At 68.3% G+C, this 13,432-nt stretch carries 13 protein-coding genes; 6 read left to right on the plus strand and 7 right to left on the minus strand.

Annotated features, from left to right (window positions below; translation table 11 throughout):
- Nucleotides 1-481 precede the first annotated feature (481 nt).
- The 3 genes from E3N86_RS11620 to E3N86_RS11630 form a co-directional block, all read right to left on the minus strand.
- Nucleotides 482-1,975: an amino acid permease gene (locus E3N86_RS11620; protein WP_134372189.1), complete on the minus strand. Its 1,494-nt coding sequence runs from the start codon at nucleotides 1,973-1,975 to the stop codon at nucleotides 482-484.
- A gap of 141 nt (nucleotides 1,976-2,116) precedes the next feature.
- Nucleotides 2,117-3,622 (minus strand): phosphomannomutase/phosphoglucomutase, encoded by a 1,506-nt coding sequence (gene manB, locus E3N86_RS11625; RefSeq protein ID WP_134511983.1) that lies wholly within the window; start codon nucleotides 3,620-3,622, stop codon nucleotides 2,117-2,119.
- The gene (locus E3N86_RS11630) at nucleotides 3,619-3,897 is read right to left on the minus strand and encodes a DUF3499 family protein (protein WP_104099183.1); all 279 of its coding nucleotides are present in this window, start codon (nucleotides 3,895-3,897) and stop codon (nucleotides 3,619-3,621) included. The genes manB and E3N86_RS11630 overlap by 4 nt, the downstream gene beginning before the upstream one ends.
- Before the next feature lie 43 nt (nucleotides 3,898-3,940).
- On the opposite strand from E3N86_RS11630, the gene E3N86_RS11635 reads away from it, so the two are divergent.
- Both E3N86_RS11635 and E3N86_RS11640 read left to right on the plus strand, forming a co-directional pair.
- Entirely contained in the window at nucleotides 3,941-4,393 is a 453-nt protein-coding gene (locus tag E3N86_RS11635) for a metallopeptidase family protein (RefSeq protein WP_134511984.1), read from the plus strand.
- A 199-nt stretch (nucleotides 4,394-4,592) separates the two neighbouring features.
- Nucleotides 4,593-5,282 (plus strand): hypothetical protein, encoded by a 690-nt coding sequence (locus E3N86_RS11640; RefSeq protein WP_104099185.1) that lies wholly within the window; start codon nucleotides 4,593-4,595, stop codon nucleotides 5,280-5,282.
- Between the two features lie 678 nt (nucleotides 5,283-5,960).
- On the opposite strand, the gene E3N86_RS11645 is transcribed toward E3N86_RS11640, so the two are convergent.
- A complete protein-coding gene (locus tag E3N86_RS11645) occupies nucleotides 5,961-7,430 on the minus strand; it encodes a glycosyltransferase family 87 protein (RefSeq protein ID WP_166785080.1) in 1,470 nt (489 codons plus the stop codon).
- 111 nt (nucleotides 7,431-7,541) lie between these two features.
- Here E3N86_RS11645 and E3N86_RS11650 point away from each other — a divergent pair, with 111 nt between their 5' ends.
- Together E3N86_RS11650 and E3N86_RS11655 are read left to right on the plus strand one after the other, a co-directional pair.
- Nucleotides 7,542-8,831: a molybdopterin-dependent oxidoreductase gene (locus E3N86_RS11650; protein ID WP_104171422.1), complete on the plus strand. Its 1,290-nt coding sequence runs from the start codon at nucleotides 7,542-7,544 to the stop codon at nucleotides 8,829-8,831.
- An 11-nt stretch (nucleotides 8,832-8,842) separates the two neighbouring features.
- Nucleotides 8,843-9,343 carry a hypothetical protein gene (locus E3N86_RS11655; protein ID WP_134511986.1) on the plus strand — a complete coding sequence of 167 codons (501 nt, stop codon included), beginning with the start codon at nucleotides 8,843-8,845 and terminating at the stop codon, nucleotides 9,341-9,343.
- Here E3N86_RS11655 and E3N86_RS11660 read toward each other — a convergent pair.
- From E3N86_RS11660 to E3N86_RS11670, 3 genes are read right to left on the minus strand one after another with little or no spacing between them, the layout of a single operon-like run.
- Nucleotides 9,292-9,984: a bifunctional 2-polyprenyl-6-hydroxyphenol methylase/3-demethylubiquinol 3-O-methyltransferase UbiG gene (locus tag E3N86_RS11660; protein WP_104099190.1), complete on the minus strand. Its 693-nt coding sequence runs from the start codon at nucleotides 9,982-9,984 to the stop codon at nucleotides 9,292-9,294. The two genes, E3N86_RS11655 and E3N86_RS11660, sit on opposite strands and share 52 nt — an antisense overlap.
- The gene (locus E3N86_RS11665; protein ID WP_134511987.1) at nucleotides 9,981-10,622 is read right to left on the minus strand and encodes a DUF2064 domain-containing protein; all 642 of its coding nucleotides are present in this window, start codon (nucleotides 10,620-10,622) and stop codon (nucleotides 9,981-9,983) included. Before E3N86_RS11665 ends, E3N86_RS11660 begins: the two co-directional genes overlap by 4 nt.
- Entirely contained in the window at nucleotides 10,619-11,287 is a 669-nt protein-coding gene (locus E3N86_RS11670) for a glycosyltransferase family 2 protein (RefSeq protein ID WP_134511988.1), read from the minus strand. Before E3N86_RS11670 ends, E3N86_RS11665 begins: the two co-directional genes overlap by 4 nt.
- A gap of 120 nt (nucleotides 11,288-11,407) precedes the next feature.
- Here E3N86_RS11670 and E3N86_RS11675 point away from each other — a divergent pair, with 120 nt between their 5' ends.
- The gene (locus E3N86_RS11675) at nucleotides 11,408-12,160 is read left to right on the plus strand and encodes a response regulator transcription factor (RefSeq protein WP_233191092.1); all 753 of its coding nucleotides are present in this window, start codon (nucleotides 11,408-11,410) and stop codon (nucleotides 12,158-12,160) included.
- Entirely contained in the window at nucleotides 12,157-13,323 is a 1,167-nt protein-coding gene (locus E3N86_RS11680) for a sensor histidine kinase KdpD (RefSeq protein WP_134511989.1), read from the plus strand. The genes E3N86_RS11675 and E3N86_RS11680 overlap by 4 nt, the downstream gene beginning before the upstream one ends.
- Nucleotides 13,324-13,432 lie beyond the last annotated feature (109 nt).

A 13,432-nucleotide genomic window follows, 5' to 3' on the forward strand; every position in this document is an offset into this window, starting at 1 on the left:
CGGTACCCCCTAGAAAGGAGCCCTACGGCCGAGGTTTTTGGCATTTGACATTGTGCACGCTGTTGAGTTCTCAAGGATCGGACGCACTCGACTTCAAGCCCACCAAGGGGCTGTCGCTTCGAGGCAACTTGTATAACTTAGCTGCCCGGCCACACCCTGTCAAATCACTGAAAGCAGCCGATTCCGAGTGCGCCAAAGCGACTCGAACAACCACCCACCAGACCAAACACGCAGCCGGAGAGAGTTACCATCTTAGGCCTCCCCCACACTCACCTGAAACAGGAACAAGCATGAGACGAAGCGAAAAACTGTGGTTCCACATGAGGCCGGGAAGCTCTGCGGCTTTCCGCACCTGTGGGGTACGTTTGAATACATTACGGCCGACACACCGGACCGTCAAAACCAGCAACCGCCCGGGCGTGTCACGCCCCAACGGGGCGGAANGGCGGAAACACGGCTTCCGTGCAGCCGGGACGGCACCCTATTTCAGCACAGCGGCAGTGCCGCTCGGGGCAAGAGTCTCGGCCTCGTCGTTCTTCACTTCGGCGGAAACCGAGGCATCCGCAACGGGGTGGGCGGCGCTCCTGTCCCCGCGGTACTTCCACAGGCCGATGCCGACCACGACGCCCGCGAGCAGGAGGGACATCAGGAGTTCCATGCGGGTGCGTTCGAGAATGGCCATGCCCGCGAGCAGTGCAACGATGGCGCCGATGGCCAGCCAGGTCAGGTAGGGGAAGGCCCACATCTTCAGGCTCAGGCGACTGGCGGCATCCGTGCCCATGCGCCGTCGCAGGATCAGCTGCGACACGGCGATGACGAGCCAGACGAGAAGCGCGATCGCGCCAGAGGTGTTGACGAGGAGAAGGAAGACCGTGTCGGGCGCGATGTAGTTCAGACCCACCGTGATGAACCCGACGACGGTGGAAGACAAGACGGCGGCGCGCGGCACGCCGCGGACGGAGATTTTCGACCACGCCGGGGGTGCGTCCCCGCGTTCCGACAGGGAGAAAAGCATGCGGCTCGCGGTGTAGAGACCTGAGTTCAGGCAGGAGAGCACGCTGGTAAGCACGATGATGTCCATGATCGTGCCGGCCCCGGGGATTCCGTAGAGCTCGATCACAGCGACATAGGGACTCTTGGCCACGGAAGCGCTATTCCACGGAAGCAGCGTGACGACGACGGCGATGGATCCGATGTAGAAGACGAGGATGCGCCAGACGGTGGATTTGACAGCCTTCTTGACCGCGTCGACCGGGTTCTCGGACTCGCCGGCAGCGATCGTGGCGATTTCGGCGCCGAAGAACGAGAAAACGACCACGAGCACGCCGCCGAGGACGGCGCCGCTACCGCTGGGGAAGAACCCACCGTTGCCGGTGAGGTTGCTCAGGCCGGGGGCCGCGACCCCGGGCATCAACCCGAGGATGGCCACGACGCCGAGCAGCAGGAAGACGGCGATGGCCGCCACCTTGATCGACGCGAACCAGAACTCGAATTCACCGAACATTTTCACGGAGGCGACATTGGTGCCCGTGAGGAGCACCATCAGTAGGAGTGCCCAGACCCACTGGTCGACCTCCGGCACCCAGCGGTGCACGATGGCGGCGCCGGCCGTGGCCTCGATGCCGAGGACGATGATCCAGAACCAGGCGTACAACCAGCCGATGCTCAGCCCCGCCCAGCGACCGAGGGCTTTGTCGGCGTAGGTAGAGAACGAACCGGTTTCTGGATGCGCCGCCGCCATTTCGCCCAGCATCCGCATGACCAGGATAACAAGCAGTCCCGCGGCCGAGTAGGCCACGAGGATGCCCGGCCCGGCCTGCTGGATGGCAGCTCCGGACCCGACGAAAAGGCCGGCTCCGATCACGCCGGCGATTGCGATCATCGAGAGGTGTCGCGGTTTCAGGGACTTGGACAGCTGCTGGCCTCCCCCGCCCTTTTTTGCGGCAGTGCGGTCTGTGTCTGTCTCGTTGGCCATGTCACTCCAGTTTCAGTGGGATGCTGCCACCCCGACGGTGGGGCCGACTGCTATCCATTGGTGCTTCGTGAGTCAGCGTATGACCGGCGATTACCGGCGCCGAAATCAACCCGCGGGTGGAAACGTGCTTGTAACGTGCGATTAATCGGCGGGCATGAGTGCGAGGACTTCGTCGCGGATGCGCACCATCACCTCAGGGGTCCCGGCCTCCACGGTGAGTCGCAGCTCGGGCCGCACCTGCTTCTGTTGCTGCTGCGGCGCTCGCTCCGGCTCGGTGCGCGATGGGCGCACGTTAAACCACCAGAACGGTTCGTCGACGCTCGTGAGGCCGATGACCGTAAGGCCGTCGATCTCCTCGAAGTCGGCGGAACCCGTGTAGGCGTCGACGACGCGCGCGTAGACCCCGGGCAGGTCGTCGACGGCCATGCTGATCTCGCCGGAATGGGCGTAGGGCACGGCATCCGCCGCCAGCGCCGACAACGGGCGGGGCTGGAATCCGAGCTCCGCCAGAACGTGCAGGGCCGCGAGCAGACCGCTGTCGGCGCACCAGAACTGCGGGAAGTAGTAGTCGCCGGAGTACCCGAACCCGAACACTGCCCCGGTGGCCCGCAACTCGGCCCGCATCAAGGATCCGCCGACCGAGGTGGGGACCGCGGCCGCGCCGGCCGCCTCGATCGTCTCCGCCACGAAGCGGGAGACGTTGAGGTCGTGCAGAACCACCACATCCCGGCCAGGGTCCATAATCCGCGCGCTTGCGATGGCGCGCCGGGCGAGCACGGCGCCGATCGCGGACGAGGGCACGACGCACCCGGTCTCGTCGACCACCACGCAGCGGCCGCCGTCGGCGTCGAAGCCGAGCCCGAGGTCGGCCTCGTGCTGGATCACGGCATTCCGCAGATCGGTGAGGGTGGCCGGGTCGGCAGGGTCGATGGTGTGCGGCGGGAGGTCCGGGCCCTGATCGAAGAAGAGCGGGACGATGGTGAGGGCTGCTGGGCGCGGTGTTTCGGCGGGGTCCGCCGCCGCGGAGGCGCCGCCGGCCGGGTCTCCGGCAGCTTTGCGGACATCGTCGCCGAAAACGTAGGGCACCGTGACGGCGGCGGCGCCGCGGCCGGCGTCGACCACGACGGTGAGCGAGCGGATGCCGGTGAGCCCGACGAGCGCGCGCAGCCCGGCCGCGTAGTCGGGCAGCAGGTCGAACTCGCGGCGGCGGCCGGGTGTCGCCACCGGGGCCGGCCCGGCGGCCAGATAGCCGACGGCGCGGTCACGAATGGCGCCGAGACCGTAGTCGTGCCCGATCTCTTGGGCACCCGCCCGAAGCATGGTGAGCGAGGAGGCGGTGATCCGGGCGGCCGGGGCGTTTTGGGCTCCCGAGCCGAATCGAATTTCGTCGGTGGAGCACACGCCGAGGTCGACGACGGTGGCCCCTCGGGCTTCCGCACCCCGGGTGAAGGCGGCCACGAGCTCGCCCGCCTCGCCCCGGTCGTGACCGAGGAGTACCTCGCGGCTCTGCGCACCGACTTCGTCGACGAAGGCAGCGGCAAGGGCAGCCACCAACTGCGCGGTCAACGGTGCGGCAGTCGTGCCGCACACCTCGCCCGGGCCGACGACGGCGCCCAGGCAGGCGGCGGCATCCGTCTGGTCCGTCATTCCGCGGATCCCGACTCGGCGTCCGGCCCGGCGGCCGGCTGTGCGTCCGGCCCGTCGGCCGGCTCGGTCGCCGGCCCGTCGGTGCGGAGGCGCACCAGCTGCCAGCCCTGCGGGGCTGCGGTCAGCCGGGCGTGCCGGGCGCAGAGGTCGAAGGTGTGCGGCTCGCGCTGCACGGCAAGCGGACCGAGGACGGCCATCGCGTCGGCATAGTCGAAAGTGAGAGTCGCGGCGGATTCCTCCGAGCAGGCGACACGGGAGCAGGGCCGGAATGACATTGGCTACAGGATACCCGTCAACGGGTCGAACTAGGATGAGGGCATGTCTCGAGTTCGCCGTTCCGCCGTGTCGACGCCGGCCCCCGTTCAGCGCGGGCGAGGTCGGGACCGGCACGGCCGGGGCATCCGCAGCTCGGCGACCGGGCCTTATTTGCCGCCTCTGCAGACGCGCATCGACAACTTCGATATGACCGTGGCGTCAACCGTTGACTACCTCCGCTCGGTCTGGCCGGAGCAGCTGGGTGATGTGAGGTTCGTGGTTGCGGCCGGTCCTTCCTCGGTGCTGCCGGCCATCGAAGTGGAGCGCTGGGCCGTGAACGCCGCGGAGCGTCGCGTGGTCTTCTACCGTTTGCCGATCCAGCGCCTGACGCGGCTGCATCGGAACGACGACCTGCACCGGCGGATGGTGATCGAGAGCTGCGTGTTCCGCGCGATCGCCGAGCTGCTCGGCAAGGACCCGTGGGACCTGGCGCCGGATCGGTTCCGGCACTTCTAAGGTTCCGCTCGCGTCTTTTGCTGGCGGCGGCCGGGGTGCGCTCGGTCGCTTTTTTGTGCCCGGATCCCCGTAGTTACGGAGCTTGTGGCCGAAGTTTGCCCCAATTTGAACTAATTCCAAACCGTTTGACGGAGGGGACCGAACCTCATTCAGCACCAAGAACCGCTGAATCCCAACCACAGACCCTAAGGATTTTCTCATGCGCTCATTCACCAAGACCACGCTCAGCCTCGCCACCGCGGGCCTCCTCATCGCCGGCCTCTCCGCCTGCTCGACCACAGCCGATGCGACCGCCCCGGCCGAGAATTCCTCCTCCTCTTCCTCCCCTTCCTCCGAGGGAGCAACCCCCAAGGCCCTCGCTTCGATCCCCGCATTGTCGGGCGTCGACACGTCCGTTCTCCTCGACGCCGACTTCGCTGCGGCGCTGACCAGCCTCGGCCTCACCCCCGGCACCGTGGGCACCGCCACCCTGACCGACGGCAGCCTGCACTTCCCGATCACCGGTGGAAACGTGGACTACTACGACCCCGAAGAGGACTACCGGCCCTTCGTCCAGGGCTCCATCGAGCACGAGGGCTCCGGCTTCTCACTGACCGCCGGCGAGACCACGGTCGAATTGACCAACTTCACGATCGACCCGGGCACCAGCAAGCTGTTCGGTGACGTGAGCGTCAACGGAGAGTCAGCCGCCACCCAGGTCCTCCTCTTCAACCTCTACGGCGGGACCCTGAAGCCGCTCCAGATGGACGGCGATAACGCCATCCTCGAGGGCACCACCGTGCACATCTCGGCTGAGGCCGCCGGCCTGCTCAACGACACGTTCATGACGGATGCTGTCGCTGACCAGCTCCTGGTCGGCATCGCGAAGATCACGGTCGCCACCAAGTAACACCGCTTATCAGGAAGGGCCCGCTGCGCAGATGCGCAGCGGGCCCTTCCTTGTGTTGCTCGCGGTGGTCGAGACGCTGACCCGGCTCGGCGGCGCGGCGGCCCGGCGGCCCGGTCCTGCCGCCCGGTTCTGCCGCCCGGTTCTGCCGCCCGGTTCTGCCGCCCGCCCGGGGCATCCGGGGCGGCCGCGGTCGCTAACTACGGGGATTTTCGCAACACGCCGCACACCCAGGCGCCACAACCGGCATTTCGCGAAAATCTCCGCGTTTACGTCACACGGCGGATGGGAGGTGAGGGCCGTGTGACCGATGCCAGCGGCGGTCAGTTCAACGGATTGCGCCGTGGCCCCTCTTCTCTTTCACAATATGGGCGTCATCGGGTTTTCCACAGAGCGATGACTGGTGCCGATCTGGGGCATGGAATGTCAGTGGATACCCGTAGCGTCTCCCTCATGAAGCCCACTTACAGCGAGAAGTTCGAGTCCCGGGGCGACACTTCGAGGCGATTCAGGCGACGCAGGCGGAGTCCGCCCGAGTCGCCGCGCAGGTCAATGGAGCCCGCCGGTATTCCGAGATCACGGCCCGGACCGCGACTCGGGGGAGCTCCGTGCACCTGCCCGACGGGACGCTGAAGAAGACGTCACCGACCGGGCGCATCCTCCTCAGCGAACCAGCCACGATCATCCGCCCGGCGGGGCATCCGGCGGAGAAGGAGGAGAAGCCGGAAGAGTAGAAGGTGAAGAAGGCGCGGGAGCCGGATTCGGACGTGCCGGCGCCGTTCTGATCGGGCGGAACAGGCGTCGTGCCACCTCGGGGCGGGCGCGGTGGATCGACATGACGACGATGACGACGATAGCCGTGGCGATGGCCACCCGGGTAAGCGGAATCGACGGGACCAGCAAGCGGAGGGTGAGGGCCACCGGCACCAGAAGCCATTCCCAGCGGCCGCTGAGGGCGATGAACGGCAGCAGCAGCAGGGCATACCAGGAGTACCGCGGGCTCAGAATGAGCAGCGCACTGCCGATCATGACAAGTTGGCCCAGCCAGGGCTGGTCGGGGTCCGTCTTCCAGATCACGAGCACGGCGATGACGAAAAGCAGCACACCGGCAACGATGACGGCCGAGCCGCCCGGGGCGACCAGCGAGAGCAGGGCGAAGCGGGTGCCGTCCTCGTACCCTTCCTCGGAGAGGTAGCCGGGCAGATAGCCGAGCACCCCGATACCGGTGGTCAGCACATACGGCACGTACAGCAGCAGGAAGGTGGCCACGGCGGCCACGGCGACCTTCCACCCCTGGCGCCGCAGCATGGCAGGGGCCGCGAGCACGGGAATCAGCTTGGTCGCGATCGCCGCGCCGAGCGCGATCCCACCGCTGCAATAGCGCCGGCCGGTGACCAGGAACACCGCGCTCAACGTGAAGACGACGCCGAGCATGTCGATGTGGGAATTCGTGACCGCTTCCGTGGCCACGAGCGGACACCAGGCCCAAAGCGCGGCGAACCGCTGGTCGATGCCGCGGCGGCGCATCCCGACCAGCAGCATCACCGTGGTGCCGACGCTGAGCAGGAGGCCCGTCAGTTGCAGGGGCCAGTACTCCGCATTCGGCCCGGTGACCGCCCGGACGCCGGCGAAGAAGATCTCGGCGGCCGGCGGATAGATCGTGGGCACTCCGGTGCGGTTCAGTGCCGAACAGAGAATCTCGTCGGACTCGCTTTTCAGCGCCGTCTGGATGCGTTCGCCGACGCACACGAGATCGCCGGCCGCGGTCAGCTCCGGAGCCGGAAACAACCAGTCGGGGCGCAGGGCGTCGAGCCGATCGTCGGCCGGCGTGTAGGCATACGGCGAAATGCCCGCGGTGGCGACGATGCCGTCCCAGGCGTAGCGCGCGGAGTCCGTGCTCGTGTTCGGCGGACCGACCATGGCCGCGGCCCCGATCCCGACCGAACCCGCCAGGATCAGCACGACCACGGCCCGGCCCCGCACCCCGCGCAGCAGGACCACGGCGAGCGCGAAAAGCAGCCACAGCCCGCTGGTGCAGATGACCAGAGGCACCGTGTCGCGTCCCGGCTTGAACAGGTCATACGCGAGCACGCTGAAGGCCGTCAGGGCCGCACTGGCGGCAAGGAGGAGGGAGACAACGGCGATACGCACCCTGCCATCCTGACGGAACCCGGGCATTTGGGCCCAACCGTCCCGGTGCGCGTCACCGGACCGTAAGGATTGCGCCGCCTCTCCGGGCACCCCGGATGATGCAATGGAACCATGAGACGAATGATGTACGAGGCCCAGCGCGCGCTGGCCTCCCCGGTGCGCAATCCCCGGCTGGCGGTCGTGATCGGCCGGCTGCTCGGCGCCGCGTTCATCGTCTGCTTCGGCACCGGCCTGTACAGCCATTTCCTGCAGGAGCCGCTGCCGTGGATGCGGTTCCCGACCCGGCCCGCGTCGCTCTACCAGATCACCCAGGGCACGCACATCGTGGCCGGCATCGCATGCTTCCCGCTGCTGCTGGCCAAGCTCTACATCGTCTTCCCCGACCTGTTCCAGTGGCCGCCGGTGAAATCGTTCCTACACCTGCTCGAACGCGCGTCGATCGCCCTCTTCGTGGGCGCATCCCTGGTGCAGATCACCATCGGCCTGATCAACACCTACCAGTGGTACCCGTGGCCCTTTCCCTTCCGCGAGGTGCACTACGCCCTCGGCTGGGTGTTGGTGGGACTGCTGGTACTGCACATCGGCATCAAGCTGCCGATCATCACACGGTTCTGGAACGGGCGCGCCGCTGCCGAGCACGAGGCAACGGATGCCGCGAGCGACGTTGAGTCACCGGCCGACGTCGAGGCGGTGCGGCTCTGGGGCAGCGGACGTCCGTCCGGTGTGACGGGCCGGTTGATCGCCTGGATCGACGCCACGCCCTCGTTCGTGAGCGAGACGAAGACCGTGAGCGAGACGACGACCGTGAGTCGCCGGGGCTTCCTCACCACCGTCGGAATCGCCTGCGCCGCCGTGGTGGGGCTGACCGCCGGCCAGACCTTTGCGCCTCTGGACGCGGTGAACGTGTTCGGTCCGCGCAAGAAGGGCGTCGGCCCGCAGGGCCTCCCGGTGAACCGCACGGCCGAGGAGGCAAAGGTCACCGCGTCGGCCGTCGCCGCCGGCTGGGTGCTCACCCTCGCTGCCGGTGGCGTGGAGCGCAGCTTCAGCCGCGCCGAGCTCGAGGCCCTGCCGCAGACCGAGGTGGAACTGCCGATCGCCTGCGTCGAGGGCTGGAGCCAACTGGCGCTCTGGCGCGGGGTTCGCCTGTCGGAACTGGCCGACCTGGTCGGCGCCGACACCGGCGCATCCTTTCGCCTGATCAGTCTCGAAGAGCGCGGCAGCTTCAAGAAGACCGAGATGGGACCGGAATACGTGCGGGACCCGCTGACCCTGGTGGCGCTCGAGCTGAACGGCGAGACGCTCGACCTGCAGCACGGTTACCCGGCACGCATGATCGCCCCGGGACGGCCCGGAGTGCTGCAAACCAAATGGCTGAGCCGGATCGAGGCGATCACCGCATGAACACCGCAGGTATGACAACAGCACGCGCGACCACCGCGCTCCCCCACGCCGGCGACCGACGGATGCGCGCAGCCCGCACCACGCTGATCCTGCTCGGCACGTCCGGGCTCCTCTTCGGCCTCTACGTTCTTTTCGACACAGTGCGGATCACCCGACTGCCCGGGGTGGCGCTCTGGATCGGCGCGGCGATCGTGCTGCACGACGCCGCGCTGGCGCCCCTGATCTTCTTCTGCGGCCTTCTGCTGCGCCGCGCGGGGCGCCGCGTCACGGGCACGATCGTGCTGGTCGTGCAGGCCGCCATCGTGGTCGGCTCGATCATGACGCTGATCGTGGTGCCCGCGATCGTCGCCCGGTCGCTCACCTCGAACAATCCGAGCATCCTTCCGCTCGACTACGGTCGGAACCTCGCTCTGTTCTGGGTGGCCGTCGCCCTGGTCGCGACGGTCTGGTCGGTCGTGCTCTACGCTCGCAGCAGGCGCGCGAACCAGCGGCCGTCCAGCCGCCAGTCCTGAGCCACGACCAGACCGGTCGCTCCGGCACGGTCGCGGAGGCCGTTAATGCCGATTTCCGCCCAGGGGAACACGGCGCTGCGGCTCCCGGTTGAATCCTCGATGGTGCCGAGGTAGCTGTCGTCCCGGGCCGGGTCGTGGCTGAGTTCGACCAGGAGAACGCCGTCCGGCGCCAGCAGGTCGGCGCAGCGCGTGAGCAGAACGGATGCGTCGCCGCCGATTCCGATGTTGCCGTCGACGAGCAGCGCGGCCGCCCAGCCACCCTCCAGCGGCAGAGGGTCGAAGACGCTGCCCTGCAACACGTCGAGGCCGGCGTCTGCGGCCATGCGCACGGCGGTCGCCGACACGTCGAGGCCGAGCGCGGTCAGCCCCAGCCCCATGGCGGCCCGCACCATGCGGCCGGGGCCGCAGCCGATGTCGAGCACCGGGCCGGTGATCCCGTCGAGCAGGCAGAGGTCGGTGTCGTCGGCGTCGGCGCTCCACCGGCCGGCATCGATGGTGGCGTGCTCGCCGGAGGATATCCGGCGCAGGTAGAGCACGTTGTCGGCGTTCCGCAGCGCGGCGGCGTAGGGCTCCGCGCCGCCGGCACCGAAGGTGGTCGGTTCGGCCCACTCCCCCTCGAGTTGTGCGGCCAGCAGCGTCATCGGAAATTGTCCGTCGGGATCGGCGGCATCATGGCGGCCAGGGCCGCGGCGAATCTGCCGGTAGGCGCGATCCCCGCCACCCGGTGGGCGTCTTCGATGGTGTCCACATCGGTGAGGGTAGGAAGCAGGTTCACGCGCAACCCGGCATCCGTCAGCCGTTTCAGCTGCACAGCGCCAGTATCGTCCCGGGACATCGGCACGCCGCGGATCAGGTCGCCGGTCGGGTCGTTCAGGGCGAGCGCCCAGAAGCCGCCGTCGTTCGCGAAGCCGAACCAGGCATCCACGTCATCGGTCCAGTCGGTGAAGACGGGTTCGAGCAGGGCGGAGGTGACCTGCGGGGTGTCCATGCCGACCAGCAGCATGGGACCCTCGCAGGCGTCGAACACGGCCGCGAGCCGCAGGTCGAGGGTGCCCTCCACCTGTGGCAGGATCTCGTAGCCGGCGGCTGCGTTCGGCGCAATCACACCGTCGAAGGCCAGGATGCGGCGGGTCGCGGGCAGGGCGGCGACCGCGGCGAGAGTGTCGTCGAGGCTGGCCGCCGCCAGATCGGCGGCCTGTTCGAGGCTCAGCGGCGGGTGCAGCCGGGTCTTCACCCGACCGGGAAGGCATTCCTTGGCGATCACGACGATGGTCGTCATCGGCGCGTCTCCCGGAGGAGGGCGGACATGTCATTGACCGCGGTCAGGGTGCCGCGCACGGTTCCGGTCACCTTGCTGCGGCCGACCCTGGACGAATACGTCGTGTCAACCTCGAGGATGCGCCAGTTCGCCGACGCCGCCTTCAAGAACATCTCCAGCGGATACCCGCTGCGGCGGTCCTGGAGATTGAGGTCCAGCACGGATTCGCGGAGCGCGGCGCGCATGGGGCCGAGGTCATGGATGTTCACCCCTGTTATTCGGCGCAGACGCCAGGACAGACTGGAATTGGCGAGGCGCGCGTGCAGCGGCCAGGATTTGGCGGTCGCGGGCCGGCGGCGGCCGAGCACCAGGTCGGCGGATCCGGCCCGCACGGGATCGACCAGGAGCGGCAGTTCGGCCGGGTCCATCGACGCGTCGGCGTCGCAGAAGGCAACAATCGGCGCGGTGGCCGCCAGGAGGCCCGCGTGGGCGGCGGCGCCGAAGCCGCGGCGCGCCTCGTGCACGACCTGGGCGCCGGCCATGGCGGCGATCTCAGCCGATCCGTCGGTCGAGCCGTTGTCGACGACGATGGCCCGATACCCCTCCGGGAGTCGCGACAGCACCCAGGGCAGGGCGTCGGCTTCGTTCAGGCATGGCAGCACGAGGTCCACCTGGAACACAGTCATGGGTCGACACTACGGGGGCCGGCTCCGCCGAAACGGCCAAAGAGATTACGGAGTGAGGAAGAAACGGTGTCGCCTGCTCCGGCCCGGCACACCCGGTGCCCGCCGCTCTATCCTGATTTCGTGCCTCCTTCCCTGCCCCCGGGCGATTTGCGCCCGCTACCGCCTCTCGAGCGCCGCATCCTCGTCGTCGACGACGACCCGACGGTGTCCGAGATCGTCTGCCGGTATCTGCGGGCGTCCGGGTTCGTGGTCGACGAGGCGGCAGACGGCTTGGACGGGCTCGCGAAAGCCGAACAGCTGCGGCCAGACCTGGTCGTGCTCGACCGGATGCTGCCACTCTTGGACGGAATCGAGGTGTGCCGGCGCATCCGCGGGGACTGGGAGATCCCGGTGATCATGTTGACCGCCCTCAACCAGGAGGAGGACCGCATCGACGGCCTCGAGGCCGGCGCCGACGACTACCTGACCAAACCGTTCTCCCCGCGCGAACTCGTGCTGCGGGTGCAGTCGGTGCTGCGCCGGAGCACCGCGCCCGCCGTGCCGGCCGGGCTGGTCTCGGCCGGCGACTTCGCCCTGGACGCGCAGGCGCACGAGGTGCGGCTGCGCGGCGAGCCGCTGGTGCTCACCGCGCGGGAATTCGACCTGCTGGCCCACCTGATCAGGCGTCCGCACACCGTGCTCAGCCGGGAGGACCTGCTTCGTTCCGTCTGGGGCTGGGAGTTCGGCGACCTGTCCACGGTGACGGTGCACGTGCGCCGGCTGCGGGAGAAGATCGAGGCTGACCCGGCGCAGCCCCGGCTGCTGAACACGGTCTGGGGGGTCGGCTACCGGTTCGACCCGGTTCCGCTGGCTCCCACGGGGCGGCAGTCATGACACCGGATGTGCTCCTCACGGTCTCCCTGTTCACGCTGGCCTGCGCGGTGGTCGTCGGCGGCGCCGGCCTGCTCACCCTGCGCCTGCTTTCCCGCACCTCCCTCGTACTGCAACTGATGGTGATCGCCCTTGCCACGGTGGTGTCGGTCGTCGGCGGGATGGCGGCGGTCGCCTCGCAGACATACGTCTCCCGGCACGACCTCACGGTCTTCTACTCCGTGGCCAGTGTCGCCGGACTGGTGTCGCTGGCCATGGCCGCGGTGCTCAGCCGTCAGCTCGCCCGGGACAGCCGCTCCCTGCGCTCGGCCGCGGCCAGCATCGAGCGCGGCGAACGGGTCGCGGCGACCGACCGGCACAGCAACAACGAGTTCACGGCGCTGGCCGGGGAACTGGCCGCGACCGGGGAACACCTCGCCGAATCCCGTGTCCGCGAGAATCAGATCGAGGAGTCACGGCACGAGCTGATCGCCTGGATCTCTCATGACCTGCGCACGCCGCTCGCGGGCATCCGTGCCATGGCCGAAGCCCTCGAGGACGGCATGGTCGAGGACCCGGAACGGTACTACACGCAGATGCGCGGGCAGGTGGACCGGCTCACGGGCATGGTCGACGACCTGTTCGAGCTGTCGAAAATCCACTCCGGCACCTTGCGCCTGAGGCTGCAGCCGGTCTCGCTCTACGACCTGATCAGCGACACCGTCGCGGGACTCTGGCCGATCGCCCAGGCCAAGTCGCTCGACCTGCGATTCGCCGGAGAGAAGGGGCTGACCATCCTCGCGGACCCGCGCGAACTGTCCCGGGTGGTCGGCAACCTCGTCATGAACGCCATCCAGCATTCGCCGGCCGGCAGCTCGATCGTGGTCTCGGTCACGGCCAGCAGCGGATCGGGTGCCGGTGCCACCGACCACGCCGTGATCTCGGTAACGGATGCCGCTGGCGGCATCCCCGAGCAGGACCTCAGCCGGGTCTTCGAAGCCGGCTGGCGGGCGAGCGGTCCGCGCACCCCGGTGGCCGAACCGTTGGGCACCGGCGGCGCTGGCCTCGGCCTGGCCATCGTGCAGGGGATCGTGCGGGCGCACCACGGCGAAGTGCGGGTGCGGAACGTGCCCGGCGGGTGCCGGTTCGAGGTGCTGTTGCCGCGGCATCCGATCGCTACGCGCTGATCCGCGCCGGACGCCCCGAACGAATTCGACGGAGATTTTGACTGAATCGGCGCCAGAAGCGCCGAAAAAGCCGGTTCACACGAAAATCTCCGTCGAATTGGTTCATACC

The organism is Cryobacterium sp. Hz7, from assembly GCF_004402815.1.
In the GTDB taxonomy this organism is placed as follows: Bacteria; Actinomycetota; Actinomycetes; order Actinomycetales; family Microbacteriaceae; genus Cryobacterium; species Cryobacterium sandaracinum.

Coding starts and splice junctions, on each gene's coding strand:
- E3N86_RS11620 (WP_134372189.1), bottom strand. CDS start 1,975: ATGGCCAACGAGACAGACACAGACCGCACTGCCGCAAAAAAGGGCGGG.
- manB (WP_134511983.1), bottom strand. CDS start 3,622: ATGACGGACCAGACGGATGCCGCCGCCTGCCTGGGCGCCGTCGTCGGC.
- E3N86_RS11630 (WP_104099183.1), bottom strand. CDS start 3,897: ATGTCATTCCGGCCCTGCTCCCGTGTCGCCTGCTCGGAGGAATCCGCC.
- E3N86_RS11635 (WP_134511984.1), top strand. CDS start 3,941: ATGTCTCGAGTTCGCCGTTCCGCCGTGTCGACGCCGGCCCCCGTTCAG.
- E3N86_RS11640 (WP_104099185.1), top strand. CDS start 4,593: ATGCGCTCATTCACCAAGACCACGCTCAGCCTCGCCACCGCGGGCCTC.
- E3N86_RS11650 (WP_104171422.1), top strand. CDS start 7,542: ATGAGACGAATGATGTACGAGGCCCAGCGCGCGCTGGCCTCCCCGGTG.
- E3N86_RS11655 (WP_134511986.1), top strand. CDS start 8,843: ATGACAACAGCACGCGCGACCACCGCGCTCCCCCACGCCGGCGACCGA.
- E3N86_RS11660 (WP_104099190.1), bottom strand. CDS start 9,984: ATGACGCTGCTGGCCGCACAACTCGAGGGGGAGTGGGCCGAACCGACC.
- E3N86_RS11665 (WP_134511987.1), bottom strand. CDS start 10,622: ATGACGACCATCGTCGTGATCGCCAAGGAATGCCTTCCCGGTCGGGTG.
- E3N86_RS11670 (WP_134511988.1), bottom strand. CDS start 11,287: ATGACTGTGTTCCAGGTGGACCTCGTGCTGCCATGCCTGAACGAAGCC.
- E3N86_RS11680 (WP_134511989.1), top strand. CDS start 12,157: ATGACACCGGATGTGCTCCTCACGGTCTCCCTGTTCACGCTGGCCTGC.